Here is a 19054-nt window from a genome sequence, read left to right on the forward strand (position 1 = left end):
ACTGGACTCCTTCGCTTCGTCTGGTGGGAAATCGGGACCGACCGCGGTCAGCGGCACTCGGCTTCGAAGGCCGTCTCCAGCAGGCGGACCGTCTCGTCGAGACCGGTGCGCGCGGCGTTCTCGTTCTGCAGCCGCCACGCGACCTCCTGCAGGCCGGGCTCCTCCAGCACGAGGCGTACGGATTCCCTGATGGCCTTCACGGAGGCCTCCTGCGGGTGCAGTACGCGAGCGGCGCCGACCGCCGCGATCCGGTCCGCGTGCTGGTACTGGACGCACATCTGCGGCAGCCCGAGCTGGGGAAGGCCGGCGGCGGTCGCGGCCATCGCACTGCCCGCACCGCCGTGGTGGATGACCGCCGTGCAGGTCGGCAGCACCTGCGAGAGCGGCAGCGTGTGGATGAGCCGGGTGCGGGCCGGGCGCTCGCCCAGCTGGTCCAGCTTGATGTGGTCGCCGACCGCGATGACCACATCGATGTCGAAGGCGGTCAGCGCCTGGACCGTGCGCTGGAGGACATTGGCGTGGTCACCGCCGATCGGCGCGTTGCCGAGGGTTACCAGGACCCGTGGTGCGTCAGGCTGCTCGAACAGCCACTCCGGCATCACACCCGCCCCGTTGAAGGGGACGTACCGGCTGGGCACGGCGTTGGCCGGCGGGGTCCGCCACTGCAGTTCCGGCGGGCAGTTGTCGATGATCTTCCAGTGGCTGTGCGCCTCCTCGCCGAGGCCCCACTTGCGGCGGACCGGCCGCAGCGCCTCGGCGATCGGCCCGTCGACCGCGGGGTCGGCGAGCAGCCCCCAGCCGTGCAGGACCGTCGGCACACCGATCAGACCGGCCGCTATCGGGGCCGCGTACTCCCAGTCGGTGCACAGGATCAGGTCGGGCCGCCAGGTCTCGGCCACGGCCACGGTCCGGTCCACGGTCCGCTCGGTGGCGGGCACGTAGTAGTCGATGATGTGGTCGGTCAACTCGGCGATCGACGAGCCCTGCTGGGCCCTCTTGGTGCCGAGGTCGCCGAGCCGGAAGTCCTCGGCCACCGCCACGGACGAGATTCCCGCCTCGGCGGTGAGCCGCGCGAACCTGTCGGGCAGCGCGGCCAGTACCTCGTGGCCGGCGTTCCGCAATGCCCACAGCGTCGAAATCATTGGATAGAGATGCCCCTGGTTGGGGGCACTGGTCGCCAGAATTCGCATTGCTCGAACATAAGGAATCCATTTTCCCTCGGTCAACGCCCGCCAATTATCAGTCCTTTGGGTGTAGCCGTCTGGTGCATGGCCTCACGGGCAGCCCAGAATCGCCTTGTCGGGCGGTCGGCCGCGCTGGCAGGGTCGTCGGCATTCGTCCTCGAATGCTGGACAGGTGAATTAGATGCGCATTCTGGTTACCGGCGGCGCCGGCTTCATCGGTTCGCACTATGTGCGCAGCCTCCTCGGCAGCGATCTTCCCGCGCGCGCGGTGGAACGGCTCACCGTGCTCGACAAGCTGACCTACGCCGGAAGAAAGAGCAATATCGCGGCACATCTTGCTGATCCGCGGCTGACGTTCGTGCACGGAGACATCGGCGATCCGAAGCTGGTCGACGAGGTCATGGCCGGCCAGGACGTCGTGGTGCACTTCGCCGCCGAGTCGCACGTCGACCGCTCCATCGCCGAAGCCTCGGTCTTCGTCCGTACGAACGTGCTCGGCACAGAAGTGCTGCTCAGCGCGGCTCGACGGCATGGCGTCAGCACGTTCGTACATGTCTCGACCGACGAGGTCTACGGATCCCTGGAACGGGGCTCATGGCCGGAAACCGATCCGATGAACCCCAACTCCCCCTACGCGGCGAGCAAGGCGTCCTCGGATCTGCTGGCCCTCGCGTACCACCGTACGTACGGAATGGACGTACGCATCACCCGCTGCTCCAACAACTACGGCCCGTACCAATTCCCCGAGAAGGTCATCCCGTTGTTCGTGACCAATCTCCTCGAAGGAAAGAAGGTGCCGCTCTACGGCGACGGAATGAACGTACGTGATTGGCTGCATGTCGACGATCACTGTCAGGGCATCCGGCTGGTGGTGGAGAAGGGGCAGCCGGGCGAGATCTACAACATCGGCGGCGGGCAGGAACTGGCCAATATAGAACTGGCCCATCTGCTCCTCGACGCACTCGGCCACGACCGGGAAATGATCGAGCATGTCGAGGACCGCAAAGGCCACGACCGTCGCTACTCCGTGGACTGGTCGAAGGCGCGCGCGGAAATCGGCTATGAGCCGCGACACGACTTCTCCTCCGGGCTCGCCGACACCATCGACTGGTACCGGGAAAACCATGACTGGTGGACGGCGCTGAAGAAAAGGTGAATCGCTGATGCGTGGAATCATCCTGGCGGGCGGCGCCGGCACCCGGCTGCGGCCGCTGACCTCGGTGACATCGAAACAGCTGCTCCCGGTCTACGACAAACCCATGATCTACTACCCGCTCTCCGTCCAGCTGCTGGCCGGGATCCGCGAGATCCTGATCATCACCACCCCCGAGAGCCGCGAGGACTTCCACCGGCTGCTCGGGAACGGCGAGCGGCTGGGCGTGCGGATCGAGTACGCCCAGCAGGACGAGCCGCGGGGCCTCGCCGACGCCTTTCTGCTCGGCCGCCGCTTCATCGGTGACGACCAGGTCTGCCTGGTGCTCGGCGACAACATCTTCCACGGGCAGGACCTGCCGACCATCGTGCGCAAGGAGGTCGCACAGCTCGACGGGGCGACTCTCTTCGGCTACCAGGTGGACGATCCCCAGCGGTACGGCGTCGCGATACTCGACGACGAGGGCCGGCTGGTCGACATCGAGGAGAAGCCCGCCGAACCCACATCGGACCTGGCGGTCACGGGGCTCTACCTGTACGACAACGACGTGGTCTCGTACGCGGCGGAGCTGTCGCCCTCCGCGCGCGGTGAACTGGAGATCACCGACATCAACCGGCGCTATGTGGAACAGGGCAGGGCACGGCTGGTGAATTTCGGCTCCGGTACGGCATGGCTGGACACCGGGACCCACGACAGCCTCTTCGAGGCGGCCGGCTATGTCCATGCCGTGCAGTCGCGGCAGGGGGTGCAGATCGCCTGCATCGAGGAGGTCGCCTTCCGGATGGGGTTCATCGGGGCCGACGACGTGGCCAACAGCATCGACGCGTACGGGCGTTCGTCGGACTACGGACGTCATCTGGCGCGGCTGGTGGGCTGAGCGCACGACAAGGATGGCCGTCCCGGGGGGTGGGGACGGCCATCCGGCATGTCGGTGCTTCAGGATGTGGTGGCGGCCGCCGTGGAGAGCTTCTGCGCCAGCAGATTCAGCACATCGTCGAGGGTGTGCTCAAGGGTGATCTCCTCCTCGTCGACCGGGGTGCCGAACTCGTTCTCCAGGGCGGTGGCGAGCTCCACCAGGGTCAGCGAGTCGAACTCCAGGGACTCCAGCGTCGGGTTGTCCGCCAGCGCGGCGGCCTCCAGCTCGAAGGTGGAGAGAAGGATTGCCGTCACCCGGCTCAACAGGTCGCTCATGGATCGTTTCTCCTCATCGGTGTGGCGTTCAGTGGTCGGTGTCACGAGGTGACTGCGGTGACATCCGGCCAGCGCAGTACGGTCGAGGCCCAGGTCAGCCCGCCGCCGAAGGCCGTCAGCAGCACGCGCTGCCCCGGCCGCAGAGTGCCGGAGGCGGCCGCGTCGGCGAGCGCGAGCGGTATCGAGGCGGCGGAGGTGTTGCCCACCCGCTCGATCTGCGAGACGACCCGCTCGCCCGGGACGTCCAGCTCGGCGGCGACGGCGTCGAGGATGCGCTGGTTCGCCTGGTGGGCGACGACATGGTCGAGGGTGTCGGTGCTCCAGCCCACGCTCGCCAGCACCCGCCGCGCGGACTGTGACATATGGGCCACGGCATTGCGGTAGACCCGCTTGCCCTGCATCTGGAAGTAGTGGTCGGCCCGTTCGACGCTCTGCCCGGGGGCCGAGCGCTGGCGGGAACCGCCCGCGGGGATCGTGATGAGATCGGCGAGTGACCCGTCGCTGCCCAGGTCGTACGGCCCGAGCGCGCCCTCCTCGTCCGCCGTGCCCGCACGCAGCACCACGGCGCCCGCCCCGTCCCCGAACACCGCACGGGTGGTGCGGTCCTGCGGGTCGAGGATGGTGGAGTACGCGTCCGCGCCGATCACCAGCACCCGCTCGGCGATGCCGGCGGCGATGAAGCCCGAGGCGACGGCGAGGCTGTAGACGAACCCGCTGCACACGGCCGCCACATCGAAGGCGGGTACCGGGCCGAGGCCGAGGCGTCCCGCCACATCGGGTGCGGTGGCCGGACACGGCCGGTCCGGTGTTGTGGTGGCCACCAGTACCGCGTCGACGTCCGAGGCTCCGGCCGACTTCAGGGCACGAGAACCCGCTTCGACGGCGAGGTCCGAGGTGGCCATCCCCTCGTCGATCACATGCCGCTGGGCGATGCCCGTACGGCTGCGGATCCATGCGTCGCTGGTGTCCAGTTCGGCGGAGAGGTCATGGTTGGTGACCACTCTGGCCGGCAGCCAGGAGCCGATACCGGCGATGACGGCGGCCCTGTGGTGGCCCTGCAGTTGATTGCCCGGTTGACTCTCCGGTTCTGAAACCATGTCAATTCATCCCCTTGTCGAAGGCCGCGTCGAAAGTCTTCCAAGTGGTGTCGGAAATAGGGAATTTCATGGAAGCCGGTTTCGAAAGTATTCATCGAAGTGAGCCGGCGTCAACGGATATCTAGGCGATGCTTGCAGGTCACATCGGGCGGCGTAGCCGATCGGCCACCCCGGCCTGGCAGTTGTGCCGCGGGAATTCGGGAAACTAATGTCCATGACGTACTTCCTGGGCGGTTGTTACGCCGAAATTACCGGGAGAGGAACGGAAGATGAGCATCCACGTCATGGTGGTCGCGGACCGCTTCACCGGCTTTGTGCACTCGGACGAAGTCCGCACGATCTCCGGACTCACCGCGGAGATCAACAAGGGCGTGTTCGACGACGGCGACGGCGAGGTCCTGCTGCACGAGGGGCAGGGCGTCGGCAGCTTCGAGCGCACCTATGTCCAGCAGGCCATCGACCGTCGCAAGCTGACCGACCGGATCCGCTTCACCGGCCCGGAGGTGGCGCCGGAAGGCCGCGATGTCGTGCACAAACACAGCGAGAACAACGTCCTGCTGGCGGATCTGAGACAGCTGGGGGAGGCACGTTACACCGCTGACATCCGGGTGCACGGCGACAATGAACTCCTCCTCGACCACCAGACCGGAGAACACGTCCAGGGCATGGTCATCGTCGAGGCGGTGCGCCAGCTGTTCCTCGGTGTCTTCGAGCGCGGGTACCGCAATCGCTGGCCTCTCAGTGATTTCTACATCGTCTGGAACTCGGTGAATCTGACGTTCGGGAACTTCCTCTTTCCACTCCCCGCGGAAATTCGCTGCACCGTGCGTGAGCTGTCGGTCGACAAGCCGGATCGGCAGCTCGACTTCGAACTCGACTTCGAGCTGTATCAGAGCGGAAAACTGGCGGCTTCGGGACAGGTCGGTTTCTCCGGATTCCCTCGCCAGAAAATCGCCGTGCTCGAGCGCCGCAAGGCTCAGAAGGCGCTCAAGGGTCTCCTTGAGACCAGCGCCTGACCTCTTCACTTCTTCACTCCGCTTCACTTCTCCAGGAGGAAATCCTCGTGTCCGCACGCCTGTTGCTCGTGACCGAAGTGCCGGTGCAGAGCGAAGAGATCGACAAGACCAGCGCGGCCTGGGCCGCCCACAACGCGGCCTCCGGGCACCACGGCTCCGTGCTCTACCGCTCGCTCGACGACGCCGGCCTGCTGGTGGAGCTGACGCCCATCACCGGCCTCGCGGAGATCGCCGGGCGCGAGGCGGCCCACCGGGAGCTCTCGGCCACGATCGCGCCCGCCCTGGCCGGTGACTTCCGCCGCCAGGTCGTCGAGTTCGTCGAGGCGCCGAAGGACACGGACGAGCCGCTGCCGGCCACTCCCTACCTCCAGCTGAGGCATGTCGAGGTGAAGCCGCCGGTGTACGACGCCTACCGGGAGTGGCGGGACCGCACGATCTTCGACGTCGTCCGCACACACGACGAGGTCGAGGTCTTCCTGGCCTACCACTCGCTGCTGAGCACCGAGCCCGGCGTGCTGTTCGTCTCCGGATTCTCCGTCGAACCCGACGTCTACCAGGCGGTGTTCACCTCCCCCCGATACCAGGACATCGTCAAGCAGGCCGGGGACACGTACATCACCGACCGGGGGCTCTACACCCGGATCTACGCCCGCGTCGAGAACTGAGGGGCGGGGACGATGACTGAGCCGAAAAGGACGGACCGCGATGTGGCCGTCGTCAGCGGCGCCACCGGCGGAATCGGCGGGGCGGTCGTGGAACGGCTGGCCGCGGACGGGGCGCACGTGGTGCTGCTCGGCCGTGACGCGGCCCGGCTGGAAGCGGCCCGCAAGCGCATCGCCGGGCGGCTCGGCGAGATCGGCGACGGTACGCACGAGCTCACTGCCGTGGTCCTCGACATCAACGAGACCGCGTCGGTCGAAGAGGGCATCGCCTGGGTGGTGGGGCGCTTCGGCCGGATCGACGTCCTGGTGAACGCGGCGGGCGACGGACCGGTGGCACCCCTGCTGGAATCCACCGACGAGCAGTGGGACACGACGGTCAACAGCAAGCTCTTCGGTGCGATACGGCTCACCAGGGCCGTCGCCAGGGCCATGGTGGAACGGGGGGCCGGCCGGATCGTCTTCATCAACGGCTCGTTCCGCCGCGAGCCCGACCCGCTCTTTGTGATCAACGGAGTCGCCAACGCCGGGCTCGGCGGCTTCGCCAAGGCGATCTCCCGCGACCTCGGCAGAAGCGGACTGCGGGTCAACACCGTGGACCCGGGAGCCACCGACACCGATCTGTGGACGCAGACCCTCGCGGACCTCGCGCAGCGCTTCGGCATCAGCCCCGACCAGGTCGGCGAGGACTTCCTCGGCAAGACGCCGTACGGATCGCTGCCGACACCCGCCGATGTCGCGGAGGCCGTGGCCTATCTCGTGTCGCCCGGCGCCGCCCAGGTCAACGGAGCCTCGATCACCGTCGACGGCGGCGCCTCGGTGGCGCTGTAGATGGAGGGAGCCGACATGGTCAGCACGGCACAGACAGCCTCCCCCCCAGCCGCGCGTTCCACGGCGGCGTCCTGGCGTGCGGCCGTCATCGCCGCGGCCGCAACCTGCTGCGCGGTGTCCACGATCTATATGACGCAGCCGGTCTTCCCCGAGATCGCCGCGTCCCTCGATGTCGGCCCGGAGGACGCGCGTTTCGTCTTCACCGTCGCGAGCTTCGCCTACGCTCTGTCGTTCTTCCTCTTCGGGCCGCTCTCCGACCGGTTCCGCAGCAAGGTGCTGGGCGCGGCCGGGGCGGTGACGGTCGCCGCGCTGATCGCCATCGCCGCGGTGGTGCCCGGCTTCACCGCGTTCGCGCTGCTGCTCGCCGTGGCCGGGATCGCGGCCGCGGCGGTACCGGCCGCGATGATCGCGCTGATGCCGAGGATCGCCCCCGACGGTCTGGTGGGCGTCTTCTTCGGGCTGATCATCGGGGCCACGGTCGCGGGCATCACCCTCGGGCGCTCCTTCACCGGGGTTGTCGCCGGCTGGGCGGACTGGCACAAGGCGGTGCTGCTGCTCGCGGCGCTCAATGTGCTGACCGCGGTGCTGATGCGGCTGCTGCCGACGCCGGGGACGGGGGATCTCCGAGCCCGCAGGCCGGTGGGGCAGGCGTATCTGGCAGCGCTGCGGATGTTCGGACAGGGGCCTGTGGTCCGGCTGTTCGGGGTCGGGGCGCTGCTGTTCTTCGGGTATCTCGGACTCGTCACCTTCCTCACCTACCGGCTGCAGGGCGCTCCCTTCCACTACAGCGCCGGCGCGATCGGCACGGTCAGCCTGATCGGTCTGACCGGAGTGCTGGGCGCACCGCTGGCCGGCCGGCTCAGCAGCCGGATCGCGCCGCGCCAGGTCGTCCTGCTGGGCCTCGGCCTGGTGCTGGCCGGTGTCGCGGCGCTCGGGGCGGCCACCGGCACCGCGCTGCTGGTGGCCGGAATGCTGCTGCTCTTCCTCGGCGTCTTCTCGTGCCAGCCGGCCGTGCTGGTGCTGCTCGCGCGGGCCGTGCCCGAGGAGCGGCGGGGCGCCGCCTCGTCCATGTACATGCTCGTCTGCCTGCTCGCGGGCAGCGCCGCCAGCGCCGCGCTCGGCCCCGTGTGGACCGGCGGCGGCTGGGGTGCCGTGGTGGCCACCGGCGCGGGTTCCGTGGCACTCGCGGCCGCACTCGCCGCACTCGGCTTCCGGGACAACACAGCAGAAGGGAGCGGTTCGCGATGAGCCGTTCGGGGACCTACCGGCTCAGCCCCACCACTCAGGGGCCGTCCTATCCGCCCAGTGAGATCGTCGACGCCGACGGCGACTTCGTGGTGATCGGAATGATCAACCGGGAGAACCCTTCCGGGGGTGTCGAACGGTCCTGGGGATCGGCCGTCGTCAGCCCCAAGAGCGAGCTGCCGCCGTTCGGCGAGCAGGTCCCGTACACCATCGTGCGTGAGCTCGGCGACGAACTCGACCCGGCGGACCGGGACATGGTGCTGTATACGCTGCCGCTCCCGCTGCCCTGCAACAACTACCCGATGGTCTTCGCGCCCGAGCAGCGCCCCGACGCGAACGAGATCGTACGGCCGAGCCATCCGCTGCATCAGGCGCCGATCCCCGATCTGCGTCCCGAGGACGGGCCCAAGGTGACCGAGCCCATCACGCTCGGCCGATGGGTCCAGGCGGAGGGCGAGCTGGAGGTGGAGCTCACCGAGGACGGCCGTGCCGCCGTGTTCAAGATGGAGTTCGGAGGGCTCGTCCCCAGCAGCCTCTACACCGTGATGTCCCTGCGCGAGCGCGACCTGGATCCGGCCGGTCCCACCAGGCCGGGGCCGCTGGGTGTGCCCAATGTCTTCGTCACCGACGAGGAGGGCAGGGCCACTTACCGCGCGACCATGCCGCATCCCTTCCCGGCGCCCGGCACACCGGGAGCGAACCGGATCATCAATGTCGTGGTGCTGTGGATGAGTTATCAGCAGAACTACGGCGGTGCCATCGGATGGTTCGGTCTGGGCGGGGATATTCACGCCCAGTTGAAACTCCAGAAGCCCGCATTTCACGAATTTGTAACGACGGAATGAATCGAGGTCGGCGGCTGTGCCGTTCATCACTGTGACCACGTGGCCGAATCAGACGGACGAGAAGTGCCAGGAACTGATAGAGGAGATCACGAAGGCCACGCACAAGGTCACCGGAGCGCCACTCGACAAAATAGCGGTGGTCATTCAGGAGATTCCCCAGAATCGCTGGGGCGAGGGTGGGATCATGGCTACGAACCCGGAATTCCCGGAGCTGAGCCGGCGTCGGTCCTGATCCGGCGCAGGTCCTGACATGGAACAAGGAGTCGTCCAGGCATGGCAGTTGAGTCCCACCACGAGAAGGACCGCTACACCAGGGGGTTGGCCATCCTTCAGCAACTGGCCGCTGAAGAACGTCCTTCGGTGCTGGACAGCTTCTCCGACATCGCACCGGATCTCGGCCGGTTCACGGTGGAGTTTCCCTACGGCGACATCTATGCGCGGTCCTCACTCACCCTGCGTCAGAGGCAACTGGCGACAGTGGGGGCCCTGACGGCTCTTGGACATGCCGCACCGCAGTTGAAGTTCCATATCAACGGAGCGCTCAATATCGGGGTGACCCGGCGCGAGATCGTCGAAGCGATCCTTCATGTCGTGGTGTACGCGGGATTCCCCGCGGCCATCAATGGTCTGAATGTTGCCAAGGCGGTGTTCGCGGAGCGTACGGACGACGGTGACGAGGCCCCGCACGCGGTGAGCGAGAACGACGAGACGCCGCGTTACGACCGCGGCTGGGACGCCCTCGCCGAGATCGACGGCCACGCGGGCGAGGCGGTGATCGAGAGCCTCAAGGACATCGCTCCCGATCTCGCCCGCTACATCGTGGAGTTCTCCTTCGGCGACATCTACACGCGCGGCGGCCTGGACCTGCATGCCCGCGAGGTGGTGACGATCGCCGCGTGCACCGCGCTGGGGACGGCCCGTCCCCAGCTCAAGGTGCACGTGAACGGGCTGCTCAACGTCGGCGGCACACAGGACGAAGTCGTCGAGACCATCCTGCAGATGGCCGTGTACGCGGGTTTCCCCGCCGCGATCAACGGAATCACGGCCGCCCGCGAGGTCTTCGCCGAGCGGGCGGCAGCCGGTCACTAGCGGGCTACGGCGTCAGGTTCGGGTAGGCACGGCCGGTCCGCGGCGGTACGGCAAAGGTCGCCCGGCTCCGTACCTCCATCACCGAGTTGATGCCATTGTTGCGGCGGACCCCGATGTCGCCGTGATGCCCGCGCGCGTCCGCCGCGTTCATCACCGCGCGGGTGGCGTTGAAGTCCTCCATGGTGCGCTGCAGGGACACGAAATGGGTCCCGGGCGCACCATGGTCGAGCGTCGCGAAATCCCGCCGGTTGATCCGGGGGCGCCCGTGGAGCCGGGCGCGGCCGGTGGCCTGCGCATGGCCGACCGATCCGTGCGCGCCGGCCAGCGCGGGCAGCCGGTCCGCGTCGCTGCGTGCGTCGTCCACCAGCCTTTCGGCCTCGTCGGCGCTGATGCCGGGCGCGTACATCCGGGCGCTGCGGGTGTCGCGGTCCTGCTCGTACCAGCTGTCGAGGTCGAGCTCGATATAGCTCACATGCATGGTGGTGCCGCCGGCCAGCGGGCCCTCGGCGACGGTGATGCTCTCCTCGGTCGCCTGGTTGCCGCGCAGCCCCGAGTGGAAGCCGAGCAGCAGCGGCGCCTTCGCGGAGAGCCCGCGCTCGGGCAGCCGTTCGGAGGGCAGCCCGCTTCCGACAAAGCCGGTGCGTACCTCCCGTATCCGCAGCCGTGCGCGCTGGTCCAGCGGGCCGGCCCCGAAGAGCGCGTCGGTGACCTCCACGAGCAGGTCCTCGTCGTCGGACGCCAGATGCAGACAGGCGTCGATGTCCTCCAGCGCCGGGTTCTCCCAGCGCGCCATGGGGATGGCGCGGGGTACGGGGGAGCGAATGGCGGTGTGCCGCGCGTAATAGCCGAATCCCCAGCCCAGGCAGGTGAGCAGCCCGTCGGGTCCGTACGGGAAACGCTCCTCCAGAGCGGCGAGCGCACCTTCGAGACGCTCGGCGTCCGCGGCGGTGGGGTGGTCCAGGACATCGAGCATGAGCAGCCGGTGGAAACGCGGGGCGAGCGGACGGCCCTCCTCGTCGGCACGAAAGGTCGGTTCCCATGCGTGCTGGGCCTCGGGCAGCTTCATACGAGTTCCTTGTGGGGTGCGGCGTCGGGCTGGAGGCGGGCGTATGCGGCGGCCCAGTCGGCAGGCGGTGTGCCCGGCTCGCTGAACAGCCCGAAAGTCGTACGGACGGCGCTCCCGCTCTCGATGGCCGCGATCAGTGCCACCGCGATGTCCGCACGGGAGACCATGCCGTCGGCGTGCGGATCCTGGGTGAGGGTGATGGCGTGCGCACCGGGTGGATCGTCGGTGAGCCAGGTGGGGCGGACGATCGTGTACGGCAGCCCGCTGGCGCGCAGATCCTCTTCGGAGGCGATCCTCGCGGGCAGTTGGGTGGCGTCCACCCGGCTCAGCGGGTGGGCCCTGCCATGGCCGACGACGAACGAGCTGACCAGCAGGATGCGCGGGGGCGCGGGCAGTTCGGCGGCAGCGGCGAGCAGGGTACGCATGGCCTGCTGGGCGTGCAGCCGGGCGTCGCCGCGCTTGGGGACGAGGACGGCGGCGTCGGCGCCGCTGAGCGCCCGGCGGGCGGGCCCGACCTCGTCGTAGGTGCCGAGCCGGAGTACGTCGTGCCCCCCGGCCTGGGCGAGTTCCGCGAAGTGCACCGCGGTGGTGCCGGGCGACATGGTCCCGGCGCTGACGAATCTCATGTCAGCACGGTAGGAGCGGGAAACGGCGGAGGGGAAAGACCGCCCGGGTCTCAACTCATAGGCAGCGGTTATGAATCCGCGGCGCTCCGTATCCTGGCTCCATGATTCCGGAGGCGAGGCTGCTGCGCTATTTCCTGGCCGTGGCCGAGGAACGGAACTTCACCCGCGCCGCCGAGCGCCTGCACATTGCGCAGCCGGCGCTGAGCGCCCAGATCCGCCGTCTGGAGTCCCAGCTGGGTGTACGGCTCCTGGAGCGGACCACCCGTGTGGTGCGGCTGACCGAAGCGGGCCGCGCGGTCCAGGAGCGGGGCCCGGCCGCCCTGGCGGCGCTCGCCGAGGTCTGGGACGCCGCGCGCCGCGCGGGCCGGGGCGAGCTGGGCCGGATCCGCATCGTCTACAGCGCGAGCACCGGCTACGGCACCGTCCCCCACCTGGTGGAGTCCCTGCGTCGGCACCACCCCGACATCGACGTGAGCGCCGAGATGCTCCGTACGCCCGACATCACGCGGGCCGTGCTGGAAGGGCGCGCCGATGTCGGCATCGCGCGTACCCCGGAGCCGGCCGAGGGTGTGCGGGTGCGACCGCTGCGCCTGGAGCGCAGGGGGATTCTGGTCGCCGCGGGGCATCCGCTCGCGGGCGCGACACAGGTCGTCGACGCGGCGGGGATCGCACCGTTCCCGGTGCTGGCGCATCCGCGCGAGGCCAACCCGGTCCACTACGACGAGCTGGTCGAGCTGTTCCGGCGCGCGGGAGTGCGGCCCCGGCTGGTCGAGCGGCCGGTGGCCTTCGACCCCACGCAGCGCGTACTGCGCGACGCGGAGACCGTCGCGCTGGTCGGCGAGGCCTCCGCGGACGGACTGGCCCCGTGGCTGCGGTGGGTGCCGCTGGCCGAGCCGCATTCCCGGCTGCTGATCGCCCTCGTGCTGCCGGACCCCGCGCCGCCGACGGCCGAGCGCTTCGAGCGGGTGGCGGTCGAGGCGGCGGCGGAGGCGGGCTGGCTGCCCGGCTGATGCGGTATGCCGGCCGCCGGCACAACGAGACGCCGACGCGGATCGCGTCGGCGTCTCGGGTGCAGCGGGGCAGGATCAGTCGCGTTCAGCGCCGGCCGGCAGCGAGCGCAGCTCCATCGTGCGCGCGGTGCTGGAGCCGAAGCCGAAGTCGAGCAGCTTCGCCGCGTCCTTGTAGCGTTCGGCGACGGTCGGGGCGTTCAGGAGAACGCCCACGAAGGTCTTGCCGTCGCGGGTGGCGGCGAACACCAGGCAGGGTCCCGCGGCGGTGCCGGTGCCCGTCTTGATGCCGATGGCGCCCTTGTACGAGCCGAGCAGCTGGTTGGTGTTGTACCAGGTGTAGGTGCGCTTGGCGCCCGTGCTGCTCGTCGCCGTGGTGACGTACTTCGGCGTGGCGACCACGGCACGGAAGTTGGAGTTGGTCATGGCGTACTTGGCGATCTTCGCCAGGTCGCGCGGCGTCGTGTAGTTGCTCCCGGCCGACGAGATGCCGTCGAAGGAGTCGAAATGCGTGTTCTTCAGACCGAGTTCGGCGGCCTTCTTGTTCATCTTCCCGATGAACGACTTGGTGCGCGCGGCGGTGGTGGTGCCGGTGCCGAGGAGGTCGGCGAGGGCGTACGCGGCGTCGCAGCCGGAGGGCAGCATGGTTCCGTAGAGCAGCTGACGGACGGTCACCTTGTCGCCGGTCTTCAGGTCCGCCGTGCTGGCGCCCTGCTTGACGACGTAGTCGCGATAAGCCTGCTTGACCGTCACGACGTGGTTGAGATTGATGCCCTTGGTGGTGACCACCACGGCGGCCGTCATGATCTTCGTCGTGCTGGCCATCTGGCGGCGGGTGTCCGGGGTCTTGGTGTAGACCGCGGTGCCGGTCGTGCCGTTGATCAGGATCGCGCCCTTGCTGGCGATCGGCGGTACGGGGACCGCGTGAGCGGGGGCGGCCAGGGGCGAGATGGTCAGCAGGGAGCCGGTGGCGAGAACCACCACGGCGGCCTTGCGCACGCCCGGGAGGCTGATGGTCAAGAGAACGCTCCGAGTTCGCGAATGCGGTGAAAAGGGCGGTAAGGGACCACGGCAGAAAGAGGGTCCCAGTACGAGACCACTGAGAGCCCCGAAGGGATGTACGCCCACGGCGCATCAGTTGGCCCAAGTTCCGTCCTCCATCTCCGTCCTGCATCGTGGACGCGACTTTCTGATGCACCTGTGTTGTATCTAAGCTGTGCGCATGCCCGCCGCCGCACCCGCCGCCGAACGCGTCTACACCCACATCAAGCAGGCCGTCCTTGACCGCCGTTACCAGGGCGGCACCCTCCTCACCGAGGGTGAACTGGCCGACGCGGTCGGCGTATCGCGCACCCCCGTCCGCGAGGCCCTCCTCAAGCTCGAGGTCGAGGGACTGATCAAGCTCTACCCCAAGAAGGGCGCCCTGGTCCTCGCCGTCTCCGCACAGGAGATCGCCGATGTCGTGGAGACCCGGCTGCTGGTCGAGGAGCATGCCGCGCGCAAGGCCGTACCGGCATCGCCACAACTCCTCTCCCGGCTCGAAGAACTCCTCGAGCAGCAGAAGCGGCAGGGCGAGGAGGGGGACCTCGCGGCCGTCGCGGTCACCGACCGCTGCTTCCACGCCGAGATCGTGCGCAGCGGCGGCAATGAAATCCTCTCCCGCCTCTACGACCAGCTCCGCGACCGGCAGCTGCGGATGGGCGTCGCCGTGATGCACTCCCACCCCGACCGGATCACCAAGAACGTCGCCGAGCACAGCGAGATCCTTGAAGCGCTGCGCGCCGGCGACCCGGACGCGGCGGCCGCCCTCGTACAACGGCATGTCGGCTGGTTCAGCAACCTGGCGCGGGGCGAAGTCCGATGAGCGCATCCGCCGTCGCCCTGCCGGGCGATCCCCCCGGCGGCCGCCGCGCCGCCGCGGTCTGGGGCATAGGCGTCGCCGTCTACTTCGTCGCCGTGACCTTCCGTACGTCCCTGGGCGTCGCGGGCCTCGACGCCGCCGACCGCTTCGACGTCAACGCCTCCGCCCTGTCCACCTTCTCCATCCTCCAGCTGCTGGTGTACGCGGGGATGCAGATACCCGTCGGCCTGATGGTCGACCGGCTGGGCACCAAGAAGGTCCTCACGATCGGCGTGGTGCTGTTCACGGCCGGGCAGCTGGGCTTCGCCCTCTCCCCCTCGTACGGCATGGCACTCGCCTCCCGCGCGCTGCTCGGCTGCGGCGACGCGATGACCTTCATCAGCGTGCTGCGGCTCGGCACGCGCTGGTTCCCGGCCCGCCGCGGCCCGCTGATCGGGCAGGTCGCCGCGCTCTTCGGGATGGCGGGCAATCTCGTGTCGACCATCGTCATCGCGCGCATGCTGCACGGCGTGGGCTGGACCGCGACCTTCGCGGGCAGCGCGGTGGCCGGAGTGGTCGTGCTCGTGCTGCTCACGTTGTTCCTGAAGGACCACCCCGAGGGGCACGAGCCCCCGCCCGCGCAGCACGCGGGATCCGCTTTCGTACGGAAGCAGATCGCGCTCTCCTGGCAGGAGCCCGGCACCCGGCTCGGCCTGTGGGTGCACTTCACGACGCAGTTCCCCGCCATGGTGTTTCTGCTGCTGTGGGGGATGCCTTTCCTGGTCGAGGCACAGGGCCTGTCCCGGGAGACCGCGGGCACGCTGCTGACCCTGGTGGTGGTCACCAACATGGTGGTGGGTCTGGTGTACGGGCAGATCATCGCCCGACACCATGCGGCCCGGGTCCCGCTCGCGCTCGGCACGGTCGGGACGACGGCACTGCTATGGGCCACGACCATTGCGTACCCCGGTGACCGGGCGCCGATGTGGCTGCTGATCACACTGTGCGCGGTGCTCGGGGCATGCGGCCCCGCTTCGATGATCGGCTTCGACTTCGCCCGCCCGGCCAATCCGCCGGAGCGTCAGGGCACGGCCTCGGGGATCGTCAACATGGGTGGTTTTGTGGCCTCGATGACGACGTTGCTGGCGGTCGGAGTGCTGCTGGACGCCACCGGGGACAACTACCGGATCGCGTTCTCGTCGGTCTTCGTGCTGGAGGCGCTGGGGATCGCGCAGATCCTGCGGCTGCGGGCGCGCACGGTGCGGCGGGAAAGGGAGCGGCTGGTGGCGAGCCGAGTGGAGGCCGTGCACGTACCGGCGTGAGGTGGGCCGGCAGCGGAGGGCAACCGCCCGCGCCGAGCCGCCCGCCGCGGGGATCGCCTGCGCCGCCGGCCGGGCATCCGCAGATGCGCCCGGCGCGGGCGGTCTCGGCGACGGACCGGGCCACCGCGCTGCCGTCAGGGGGTGACGGCGAAGTCGCGCAGGATCGCCGCGGCCAGGTCGGGATCGCCGTCCACCTTGATCCGGTCCGGCACCGCGGTCGCCCGCACCCGGCCGCAGGCCAGGCGTACGAATGTCTCCCAGTCCAGGGCGAGGGTGACGATCGGCCCGAGCGAGGGCGCCCCGTCGATCGTGCCGTGGCCGTCCGCGTCCACCCGGACCGTCCGCAGGAACTCGACCGGGCCGTGTACATCGAAAACGACCGCCGAGTTCGCCGGTGCGCCGGCGTCCTTCGCGACCACCTTCGGCAGGGCTTCGAGCAGGCAGTCCCGGGTGATGTACGCGCCGGGGGAGTCGAGGTTGCCCGGCTTGTTCAGCGCGACACGCAGATCCTGCTCGTGCGCCCAGGTGTCGAAAGCGCGCATCCGCATGGCGAGTTCAAGAGTCTGCTCGGCACCGAGCGGGGCGCGGACCATGGTGTCGGGAGCGCGGTTCTCGTTGCGCAGCTGACGGGCCCGGCGGATCATCGTGTACTCGAGCTCGGAGGTCATCTCCGGCGCCGTGTGGTGGCGGCGCACATCGACCTGCATCTCCATATAGCGGGTGAACTCGCTCTGCACATGATAGAGATCGCGCGGCAGCGTATGGATGGGCCGGGGATCGCCGAGCATCTCGCACTCCATGCCGATGACATGCGAGACGAGGTCACGCACCGACCAGCCGGGGCAGGGCGTTGGCCGGTTCCACTCGCCCTCGACGAGTGGCTGCACCAGCTCGGCTATTGATTCGATGGAGTGGGTCCAGGCGTCGGCGTAGGTCTGGAGGCTGGGATGGACGGTCACGGGACCCCTCGGCGGTTCTGCGGTACGCGGGCTGGGCTGCTGACTGCTGGGCTGCGTGGGAGGCTCGGCAGTTAAGTTACGCTGCCGGGCGGCACCCCGGCAGTGCTTTCGTGTGACGATCGTAGGCCCGTGATTGAGGGCTCGAATGCCAGGACGGTGGTAGTGTGCGCGCCTCACTCATCCAGATCGCAGTAGACCCGGACGAATCGGTTGATTCTCGCCGTCGGCGGGCCGCGTCTCTCGTCCGGGAGCAGCACGGCGCCGATCTGGTGGTCCTGCCGGAGCTGTGGCCCGTCGGGGCGTTCGCGTACCAGTCCTTCGAGGACGAGGCGGAGTCGCCCGCCGGGCCGACCTACGAGGCGATGGCGAAGGCGGCGAGCGACGCGGGGGTCTGGCTGCACGCGGGCTCCGTCGTCGAGAAGGGTTCCGACGGCACCCTCTACAACACCTCCCTCGTCCTCTCCCCCAGCGGCGAGCTCGCCGCCACCTATCGGAAGATCCACCGCTTCGGCTTCGACAAGGGCGAGGCGGTGATGATGGGCGCGGGCGAATCGCTGGTCACCGTCGCGCTGCCCGAGCTCACGCTCGGCCTCGCCACCTGCTACGACCTGCGCTTCCCCGAGCTGTTCCGCGGTCTGGTGGACGCGGGTGCGCAGGCCTTCGTCGTGCCGGCCGGCTGGCCCGCCCGCCGCCGCGAGCACTGGACCCTGCTGGCCCGCGCCCGCGCCGTGGAGAACCAGGCGTACGTCCTGGCCTGCGGCACGGCGGGCACCCACGCCGGGGTCGAACAGGCCGGGCACAGCATCGTGGTCGACCCCTGGGGTGAGGTACTGGCCGAGGCGGGTCCGGGCGAGGAGGTCCTGAGCGTCGAGCTCGACGTGACGAAGGTGCTGACGACGCGGGAGCAGTTCCCGGTCCTGAAGGACAGGGTGCTGGGCGTGACGGCGCCGCGCCGCGACTAGGCCATTTCGTTTGTTCCCCGCCGACGCCGTGGCGGGCGGCCGTTCTCAGCCGTCGAGTGCCGCCGCCATGTGGTCGAGGTCGGTGAGGAGTTCGGCGAGGCGTTGCTCCGGGACGGCGGCGGTCATGCGCTGGTCGATGGCGTAGACGGCGGAGCGTGCTGCCGCGAGGCGGCGGTGGCCCTCCTCGCTGAGGTGGGCGGGCAGAGCGCGACCGTGGTCGGTGGTGGCCGGGCGGGTGATGAGGCCGGTGTCCTGCAGTCCGCGGAGGACGACGTTCATGGACTGCCGCGTGACGAAGGTGCCACGGGCCAGCTCGGCGTTGGACAGGCCGGGCTGCTGGTCGAGGAGTTCGAGGCAGGCGTACTGCGGCACCGTCAGGCCGTGCTCACGCAGTGCTCTGTCCATCGCGCTGCGCAGCGCCGCGGCGGCGCGCTTGAGGCGGTATCCCAGGCGCTCGGTCACGTCGGCGGCCGGGGTCTGGCTGGAGGGAGTCCCATCATGCATGTCAGGAGTTTGACATGTGGGCGCGGTGCCGTCTATCTTCCGTGTATGTCAAAGTCCTGACATGCAGCCACGATCGAGGAGTATCCATGACTGCCACCGCCGACGGACCGGACTTCATCGCCCTGCAGGTGCGCGATGTCGAAGCGGCTGCCGCCTTCTATGAGCAGCACCTCGGGCTCCGCCGCGCGCCCGCCTCGCCGCCCGGCGCCGTGGTGTTCGCCACCGAACCGGTCCCCTTCGCCGTCCGCGAGCCCCTGCCGGGAGTGGAACTCGACGCCGTCGAGCGGCCCGGCCTCGGGGTCGCCCTGTGGTTCCGGACCACCGACGCACAGGCCCTGCACGACCGCCTCCACGCCGCCGGGATCCCCATCATCAAGGCACCCGAAGACGGTCCGTTCGGCAGGATGTTCACCTTCGCCGGCCCCGAGGGCTACGCCATCACCACGCACGAAGGCTGA

22 protein-coding genes are annotated in these 19054 nt (G+C 69.1%); 14 read left to right on the forward strand and 8 right to left on the reverse strand.

Features of this window, described 5'->3' with window-relative positions; genetic code table 11:
* Window positions 1-47: 47 nt before the first annotated feature.
* Entirely contained in the window at window positions 48-1190 is a 1143-nt protein-coding gene (locus ACQEVG_RS19815) for a nucleotide disphospho-sugar-binding domain-containing protein (protein WP_432985792.1), read from the reverse strand.
* Between the two features lie 175 nt (window positions 1191-1365).
* Here ACQEVG_RS19815 and rfbB point away from each other — a divergent pair, with 175 nt between their 5' ends.
* Together rfbB and rfbA are read left to right on the forward strand one after the other, a co-directional pair.
* A complete protein-coding gene (rfbB, locus tag ACQEVG_RS19820; protein WP_432985794.1) occupies window positions 1366-2340 on the forward strand; it encodes a dTDP-glucose 4,6-dehydratase in 975 nt (324 codons plus the stop codon).
* Between the two features lie 7 nt (window positions 2341-2347).
* Entirely contained in the window at window positions 2348-3214 is an 867-nt protein-coding gene (gene rfbA, locus ACQEVG_RS19825) for a glucose-1-phosphate thymidylyltransferase RfbA (RefSeq protein ID WP_432985796.1), read from the forward strand.
* 59 nt (window positions 3215-3273) lie between these two features.
* Here the strand turns inward: rfbA and ACQEVG_RS19830 are convergent, their stop codons facing one another.
* The gene (locus tag ACQEVG_RS19830; RefSeq protein WP_432985798.1) at window positions 3274-3528 is read right to left on the reverse strand and encodes an acyl carrier protein; all 255 of its coding nucleotides are present in this window, start codon (window positions 3526-3528) and stop codon (window positions 3274-3276) included.
* A 41-nt stretch (window positions 3529-3569) separates the two neighbouring features.
* Window positions 3570-4625, reverse strand: coding sequence for a beta-ketoacyl-ACP synthase III (locus ACQEVG_RS19835; RefSeq protein ID WP_432985800.1), 1056 nt, complete (start codon window positions 4623-4625; stop codon window positions 3570-3572).
* A gap of 269 nt (window positions 4626-4894) precedes the next feature.
* On the opposite strand from ACQEVG_RS19835, the gene ACQEVG_RS19840 reads away from it, so the two are divergent.
* From ACQEVG_RS19840 to ACQEVG_RS19870, 7 genes are read left to right on the forward strand one after another with little or no spacing between them, the layout of a single operon-like run.
* Window positions 4895-5641: an AfsA-related hotdog domain-containing protein gene (locus ACQEVG_RS19840; RefSeq protein ID WP_432985802.1), complete on the forward strand. Its 747-nt coding sequence runs from the start codon at window positions 4895-4897 to the stop codon at window positions 5639-5641.
* A 47-nt stretch (window positions 5642-5688) separates the two neighbouring features.
* Window positions 5689-6306, forward strand: coding sequence for a hypothetical protein (locus ACQEVG_RS19845; RefSeq protein ID WP_432985804.1), 618 nt, complete (start codon window positions 5689-5691; stop codon window positions 6304-6306).
* A gap of 12 nt (window positions 6307-6318) precedes the next feature.
* Window positions 6319-7131 carry an SDR family NAD(P)-dependent oxidoreductase gene (locus ACQEVG_RS19850; RefSeq protein ID WP_432985806.1) on the forward strand — a complete coding sequence of 271 codons (813 nt, stop codon included), beginning with the start codon at window positions 6319-6321 and terminating at the stop codon, window positions 7129-7131.
* Between the two features lie 15 nt (window positions 7132-7146).
* The gene (locus ACQEVG_RS19855; protein ID WP_432985808.1) at window positions 7147-8379 is read left to right on the forward strand and encodes an MFS transporter; all 1233 of its coding nucleotides are present in this window, start codon (window positions 7147-7149) and stop codon (window positions 8377-8379) included.
* Window positions 8376-9221: a hypothetical protein gene (locus ACQEVG_RS19860; RefSeq protein WP_432985810.1), complete on the forward strand. Its 846-nt coding sequence runs from the start codon at window positions 8376-8378 to the stop codon at window positions 9219-9221. Before ACQEVG_RS19855 ends, ACQEVG_RS19860 begins: the two co-directional genes overlap by 4 nt.
* Window positions 9222-9237: 16 nt before the next feature.
* On the forward strand, window positions 9238-9453 hold the full coding sequence (locus tag ACQEVG_RS19865; protein ID WP_360866833.1) for a tautomerase family protein: 216 nt from the start codon (window positions 9238-9240) through the stop codon (window positions 9451-9453).
* Between the two features lie 41 nt (window positions 9454-9494).
* On the forward strand, window positions 9495-10310 hold the full coding sequence (locus tag ACQEVG_RS19870; protein WP_432985813.1) for a carboxymuconolactone decarboxylase family protein: 816 nt from the start codon (window positions 9495-9497) through the stop codon (window positions 10308-10310).
* Window positions 10311-10314: 4 nt separating this feature from the next.
* Here ACQEVG_RS19870 and ACQEVG_RS19875 read toward each other — a convergent pair whose 3' ends face one another.
* Both ACQEVG_RS19875 and ACQEVG_RS19880 read right to left on the reverse strand, forming a co-directional pair.
* On the reverse strand, window positions 10315-11376 hold the full coding sequence (locus tag ACQEVG_RS19875) for a DUF7405 family protein (protein ID WP_432985815.1): 1062 nt from the start codon (window positions 11374-11376) through the stop codon (window positions 10315-10317).
* Window positions 11373-12002, reverse strand: a complete 630-nt coding sequence (locus tag ACQEVG_RS19880; RefSeq protein WP_432985817.1) for an NAD(P)-binding oxidoreductase — start codon at window positions 12000-12002, stop codon at window positions 11373-11375. Before ACQEVG_RS19880 ends, ACQEVG_RS19875 begins: the two co-directional genes overlap by 4 nt.
* Before the next feature lie 101 nt (window positions 12003-12103).
* On the opposite strand from ACQEVG_RS19880, the gene ACQEVG_RS19885 reads away from it, so the two are divergent.
* On the forward strand, window positions 12104-13012 hold the full coding sequence (locus ACQEVG_RS19885) for a LysR family transcriptional regulator (RefSeq protein WP_432985819.1): 909 nt from the start codon (window positions 12104-12106) through the stop codon (window positions 13010-13012).
* Between the two features lie 75 nt (window positions 13013-13087).
* Here the strand turns inward: ACQEVG_RS19885 and ACQEVG_RS19890 are convergent, their stop codons facing one another.
* The gene (locus ACQEVG_RS19890; RefSeq protein WP_432985821.1) at window positions 13088-14029 is read right to left on the reverse strand and encodes a D-alanyl-D-alanine carboxypeptidase family protein; all 942 of its coding nucleotides are present in this window, start codon (window positions 14027-14029) and stop codon (window positions 13088-13090) included.
* A 202-nt stretch (window positions 14030-14231) separates the two neighbouring features.
* Between ACQEVG_RS19890 and ACQEVG_RS19895 the strand changes: the two genes are divergently transcribed.
* Both ACQEVG_RS19895 and ACQEVG_RS19900 read left to right on the forward strand, forming a co-directional pair.
* Window positions 14232-14873, forward strand: a complete 642-nt coding sequence (locus tag ACQEVG_RS19895; RefSeq protein ID WP_432985823.1) for a GntR family transcriptional regulator — start codon at window positions 14232-14234, stop codon at window positions 14871-14873.
* Window positions 14870-16171, forward strand: coding sequence for an MFS transporter (locus ACQEVG_RS19900; protein ID WP_432985825.1), 1302 nt, complete (start codon window positions 14870-14872; stop codon window positions 16169-16171). The genes ACQEVG_RS19895 and ACQEVG_RS19900 overlap by 4 nt, the downstream gene beginning before the upstream one ends.
* A 134-nt stretch (window positions 16172-16305) precedes the next feature.
* On the opposite strand, the gene ACQEVG_RS19905 is transcribed toward ACQEVG_RS19900, so the two are convergent.
* Window positions 16306-17130: a maleylpyruvate isomerase family mycothiol-dependent enzyme gene (locus tag ACQEVG_RS19905; RefSeq protein ID WP_432985827.1), complete on the reverse strand. Its 825-nt coding sequence runs from the start codon at window positions 17128-17130 to the stop codon at window positions 16306-16308.
* A gap of 164 nt (window positions 17131-17294) precedes the next feature.
* Here ACQEVG_RS19905 and ACQEVG_RS19910 point away from each other — a divergent pair, with 164 nt between their 5' ends.
* Window positions 17295-18092 (forward strand): carbon-nitrogen family hydrolase, encoded by a 798-nt coding sequence (locus ACQEVG_RS19910; protein ID WP_432985829.1) that lies wholly within the window; start codon window positions 17295-17297, stop codon window positions 18090-18092.
* 45 nt (window positions 18093-18137) lie between these two features.
* Here ACQEVG_RS19910 and ACQEVG_RS19915 read toward each other — a convergent pair whose 3' ends face one another.
* On the reverse strand, window positions 18138-18596 hold the full coding sequence (locus tag ACQEVG_RS19915) for a MarR family winged helix-turn-helix transcriptional regulator (protein ID WP_432985831.1): 459 nt from the start codon (window positions 18594-18596) through the stop codon (window positions 18138-18140).
* 86 nt (window positions 18597-18682) lie between these two features.
* Between ACQEVG_RS19915 and ACQEVG_RS19920 the strand changes: the two genes are divergently transcribed.
* A complete protein-coding gene (locus tag ACQEVG_RS19920) occupies window positions 18683-19054 on the forward strand; it encodes a VOC family protein (protein WP_432985833.1) in 372 nt (123 codons plus the stop codon).

The sequence above is a fragment of the Streptomyces sp. CA-135486 genome (assembly GCF_050936555.1).
Taxonomy (GTDB): domain Bacteria; phylum Actinomycetota; class Actinomycetes; order Streptomycetales; family Streptomycetaceae; genus Streptomyces.

Excerpts from the sequence above, each read along its gene's own strand:
- ACQEVG_RS19815 (WP_432985792.1), bottom strand. The coding sequence starts at position 1,190 with ATGCGAATTCTGGCGACCAGTGCCCCCAACCAGGGGCATCTCTATCCA.
- rfbB (WP_432985794.1), top strand. The coding sequence starts at position 1,366 with ATGCGCATTCTGGTTACCGGCGGCGCCGGCTTCATCGGTTCGCACTAT.
- rfbA (WP_432985796.1), top strand. The coding sequence starts at position 2,348 with ATGCGTGGAATCATCCTGGCGGGCGGCGCCGGCACCCGGCTGCGGCCG.
- ACQEVG_RS19830 (WP_432985798.1), bottom strand. The coding sequence starts at position 3,528 with ATGAGCGACCTGTTGAGCCGGGTGACGGCAATCCTTCTCTCCACCTTC.
- ACQEVG_RS19835 (WP_432985800.1), bottom strand. The coding sequence starts at position 4,625 with ATGGTTTCAGAACCGGAGAGTCAACCGGGCAATCAACTGCAGGGCCAC.
- ACQEVG_RS19840 (WP_432985802.1), top strand. The coding sequence starts at position 4,895 with ATGAGCATCCACGTCATGGTGGTCGCGGACCGCTTCACCGGCTTTGTG.
- ACQEVG_RS19850 (WP_432985806.1), top strand. The coding sequence starts at position 6,319 with ATGACTGAGCCGAAAAGGACGGACCGCGATGTGGCCGTCGTCAGCGGC.
- ACQEVG_RS19855 (WP_432985808.1), top strand. The coding sequence starts at position 7,147 with ATGGTCAGCACGGCACAGACAGCCTCCCCCCCAGCCGCGCGTTCCACG.
- ACQEVG_RS19860 (WP_432985810.1), top strand. The coding sequence starts at position 8,376 with ATGAGCCGTTCGGGGACCTACCGGCTCAGCCCCACCACTCAGGGGCCG.
- ACQEVG_RS19870 (WP_432985813.1), top strand. The coding sequence starts at position 9,495 with ATGGCAGTTGAGTCCCACCACGAGAAGGACCGCTACACCAGGGGGTTG.
- ACQEVG_RS19875 (WP_432985815.1), bottom strand. The coding sequence starts at position 11,376 with ATGAAGCTGCCCGAGGCCCAGCACGCATGGGAACCGACCTTTCGTGCC.
- ACQEVG_RS19880 (WP_432985817.1), bottom strand. The coding sequence starts at position 12,002 with ATGAGATTCGTCAGCGCCGGGACCATGTCGCCCGGCACCACCGCGGTG.
- ACQEVG_RS19885 (WP_432985819.1), top strand. The coding sequence starts at position 12,104 with ATGATTCCGGAGGCGAGGCTGCTGCGCTATTTCCTGGCCGTGGCCGAG.
- ACQEVG_RS19895 (WP_432985823.1), top strand. The coding sequence starts at position 14,232 with ATGCCCGCCGCCGCACCCGCCGCCGAACGCGTCTACACCCACATCAAG.
- ACQEVG_RS19900 (WP_432985825.1), top strand. The coding sequence starts at position 14,870 with ATGAGCGCATCCGCCGTCGCCCTGCCGGGCGATCCCCCCGGCGGCCGC.
- ACQEVG_RS19915 (WP_432985831.1), bottom strand. The coding sequence starts at position 18,596 with ATGCATGATGGGACTCCCTCCAGCCAGACCCCGGCCGCCGACGTGACC.
- ACQEVG_RS19920 (WP_432985833.1), top strand. The coding sequence starts at position 18,683 with ATGACTGCCACCGCCGACGGACCGGACTTCATCGCCCTGCAGGTGCGC.